This window comes from Paraburkholderia sp. SSBN10T (assembly GCF_056619545.1).
Map to the genome: position 1 here is coordinate 1 of NZ_JBWQQI010000093.1, position 234 is coordinate 234.

1 protein-coding gene is annotated in these 234 nt (G+C 60.3%); it reads right to left on the reverse strand.

Translation table 11 applies throughout. From position 1 onward, the window contains the following. On the reverse strand, nucleotides 1-234 hold a 234-nt coding region (locus AC1ECK_RS36750; RefSeq protein WP_480328218.1), incomplete at both ends, for a calcium-binding protein.

Sequence of the window (234 nt, forward strand, 5' to 3'; positions counted from 1 at the left end):
ATCGGCAAACTGCACCTGCTGCACGCCGTTGACGCTGTTGTTCAGCATGCCATCCAGCGTGATCTGGTCGCCGCTCACGCCGTCGGTGAGCACCAGTGCGCCGCTGCCTGCTCCCTTCACCGTCACCGACGACTCGCTGATCCCCGTACCCAGCTCCAGTACGTTGTGCGGGTTGCCCGAAAAATCCTGCTCGTTGATCTCCAGATCACCATACCCTGCGTTAAAGACGAACGT